3 protein-coding genes are annotated in these 2765 nt (G+C 66.2%); 2 read left to right on the forward strand and 1 reads right to left on the reverse strand.

Annotated features, from left to right (window positions below):
* Nucleotides 1-94: 94 nt before the first annotated feature.
* Nucleotides 95-1105, reverse strand: coding sequence for a 4-hydroxy-3-methylbut-2-enyl diphosphate reductase (locus WBQ44_RS03435; protein ID WP_495565339.1), 1011 nt, complete (start codon nucleotides 1103-1105; stop codon nucleotides 95-97).
* 102 nt (nucleotides 1106-1207) lie between these two features.
* On the opposite strand from WBQ44_RS03435, the gene WBQ44_RS03440 reads away from it, so the two are divergent.
* Nucleotides 1208-1780 (forward strand): lipid droplet-associated protein, encoded by a 573-nt coding sequence (locus tag WBQ44_RS03440; RefSeq protein WP_495565340.1) that lies wholly within the window; start codon nucleotides 1208-1210, stop codon nucleotides 1778-1780.
* 59 nt (nucleotides 1781-1839) lie between these two features.
* Nucleotides 1840-2765: exodeoxyribonuclease VII large subunit (gene xseA, locus WBQ44_RS03445; RefSeq protein WP_495565341.1), on the forward strand; the 926-nt coding region annotated here is incomplete at its 3' end.

Here is a 2765-nt window from a genome sequence, read left to right on the forward strand (position 1 = left end):
AGGTCGACCTCTACTCCGCACCGCGGGCCAGCGGCCACATCCCGCCGCACCCGGTGCCGCAGGTTCGCTACCGGGACCGCGAGGACAGCTGAGCTCAGGCCCTCGCGGGACGGAGTTCGCGGGGAAGCGAAAACACCAGAGTCTCGTTGGCCGTGGTGACGGGCTGGACGTCCGCGAAGCCATGCTCCGCGAGCAGCTGGATGACACCTTCCACGAGGATCTCGGGCACCGACGCGCCCGATGTGATGCCGACGGTCGTGATGCCGTCGAGCCACGCCGTGTCGACGTCCTTGGCGTAATCGACGAGGTAGCTGGCCTTCGCTCCGGCCGTGAGGGCTACTTCCACCAGGCGGACCGAGTTGGACGAGTTGGGCGAGCCGACGACGATGACCAGGTCGCATTCCGGTGCCATTGCCTTGACGGCGACCTGACGGTTCTGGGTGGCGTAGCAGATATCGTCGCTCGGCGGGTCCTGCAAGGTGGGGAAGCGCTCACGAAGACGCGCGACGGTGGTCATGGTCTCGTCGACGCTGAGCGTGGTCTGCGACAGCCAGATGACCTTGTTGACGTCGCGAACCGTCACGTTGTCCACCGAGTCCGGGCCGTCCACGAGCTGAACGTGGTCGGGTGCTTCACCGGCGGTGCCCTCGACCTCTTCGTGCCCTTCATGGCCGATGAGCAGGATGTCGTAGTCGTCGCGAGCGAATCGCTTGGCTTCCTGGTGCACCTTGGTGACCAACGGGCACGTTGCGTCGATGGTGCGCAGGCTGCGTTCGGCGGCCGAAGCGTGCACTGCCGGGGACACTCCGTGCGCGGAGAACACCAGCAGCGATCCCTCGGGAACCTCGTCGGTTTCTTCGACGAACACGGCGCCGCGGTCGGCGAGCGTCTCGACGACGTGGCGGTTGTGCACGATCTCCTTGCGGACGTACACCGGAGCACCGTGCTGCTCGAGCGCTTTCTCCACGGTCTCGACGGCGCGATCCACGCCCGCGCAGTAGCCGCGTGGCTCGGCGAGGAGAACTCGCTTGGCACCGGAGTACGCCGGCACACCTTCGCCCGAGGGTCGTGCGATACCGAGATTCAAGGGAACGGCAGAAGACATGCCTACAGGATACGTGGACACCGGGAGCGCTTGCGCTTGTCGGCTAGGCACTTGGGCTCGTCAGCTAGGCAAAAGGTGCAGACTTCAGGCAAGGTGGTGATCATGACTCGTGTCCCGTTCGCTGCACGTGTGGCTGCCGGTGTAGCTGTGACCGTCGTCGAAGAGGCGCGCAGACTCCCCAATACGGCCATCACTTTTCCGATGACCGTCATCTCCGAAGTGCTCGCGAGTTCGATGCGGTTGCAGCAACAGGTCACCGCGCTGGCCATCAAGGGCGACCAGGTCATTGCCGCGCTACCGATCATCGGGACACCGGATCAGGCGCAGCCGTCGTGGGCCGTGTTCGACGACGACATCTCGGCAGGGGCGGACGGCGAGGTGGACATTCCGGACCACGAGCCGGCTGTGGCGTCGGGACGGTTCGCGCTCTATTCGACCCCGCCGAGCGACATCGTCGACGAGCCTCGTACGGCGAGCGCTCCCCAGGTCGACCGTCCGGAAATCGTCGACCTCGTCGATTACGACACACTTGCCCTCGCGCAGCTACGCGCTCGGCTTCGCACACTCTCGCTCGACGACCTCGAGACTCTGCGTGAGTACGAGAACGCGACGTCGAAGCGTGCGCCGTTTCTGACGATGCTCGAAAACCGCATCACCACTGCGAAAGCCAAGTGACCGCAAGCCCCGTGAGCACGAGCACAGCCGAAGAACCGTGGCCCGTCCGAACCGTGGCCATGAAGGTCGCGGGGTGGATCGACCGGCTGGGCAGCATCTGGGTCGAGGGTCAGCTCACACAAATCAACGCGCGGCCCGGCACGAGGACGGCGTTTCTGGTGCTGCGTGATCCGTCGGCCGACATGTCGTTGTCGGTCACCTGCTCTCCTCAGCTGCTCGACCGCTCCCCTGTTCCGCTGACCGAGGGCGCGCGCGTCATCCTCTACGGCAAGCTGTCGTTCTACACCGGTCGCGGCACCATCTCGTTGCGCGCCACGGACATTCGCGCGGTCGGCGTCGGGGAGCTTCTTGCTCGGATCGAACGACTGCGCGCGCTGCTGGCCGCCGAAGGACTTTTCGATCCGCGACTCAAACGTCCGCTCCCGTTCCTACCGCAGACCATCGGTCTGATCACCGCGCGCGCATCCGCAGCGGAGAAGGATGTCCTCACCGTCGCCCGGAGGCGTTGGCCCGCAGCGCAGTTCGAGGTTCGCCACACACCCGTTCAAGGACCGACCGCGGTACCCGCCATCCTCGGCGCCCTGAAAGAACTCGAAGGCAACGTCGACGTCATCATCCTCGCCCGCGGCGGCGGAAGCGTCGAAGACCTACTGCCCTTCTCCGACGAAGCGCTGTGCCGTGCGATCTCGTCGGCGACGACGCCGATTGTCAGTGCCATCGGACACGAACCCGACAGTCCCCTGAGCGACCACGTGGCAGATCTTCGTGCCGCGACGCCCACCGATGCCGCCAAGCAGGTGGTGCCCGACGCCGTCGCCGAGCAGAATCTCGTCGCCGAGCTACGCGGCCGGACGGCCGCTGCGCTGCGCAACTGGGTGGCACGCGAAGCCCGGGGACTCGAGATGATCCGCCATCGCCCGGTCCTCGCGGACCCCGTCGCCGGCATCGACGCCCGCGGTGACGAGATCACGCGGATGCGCGAGAC

The sequence above is a fragment of the Rhodococcus sp. (in: high G+C Gram-positive bacteria) genome, assembly GCF_049591685.1.
Taxonomy (GTDB): Bacteria; Actinomycetota; Actinomycetes; order Mycobacteriales; family Mycobacteriaceae; genus Rhodococcoides.

Excerpts from the sequence above, each read along its gene's own strand:
- WBQ44_RS03435 (WP_495565339.1), bottom strand. The coding sequence starts at position 1,105 with ATGTCTTCTGCCGTTCCCTTGAATCTCGGTATCGCACGACCCTCGGGC.
- WBQ44_RS03440 (WP_495565340.1), top strand. The coding sequence starts at position 1,208 with ATGACTCGTGTCCCGTTCGCTGCACGTGTGGCTGCCGGTGTAGCTGTG.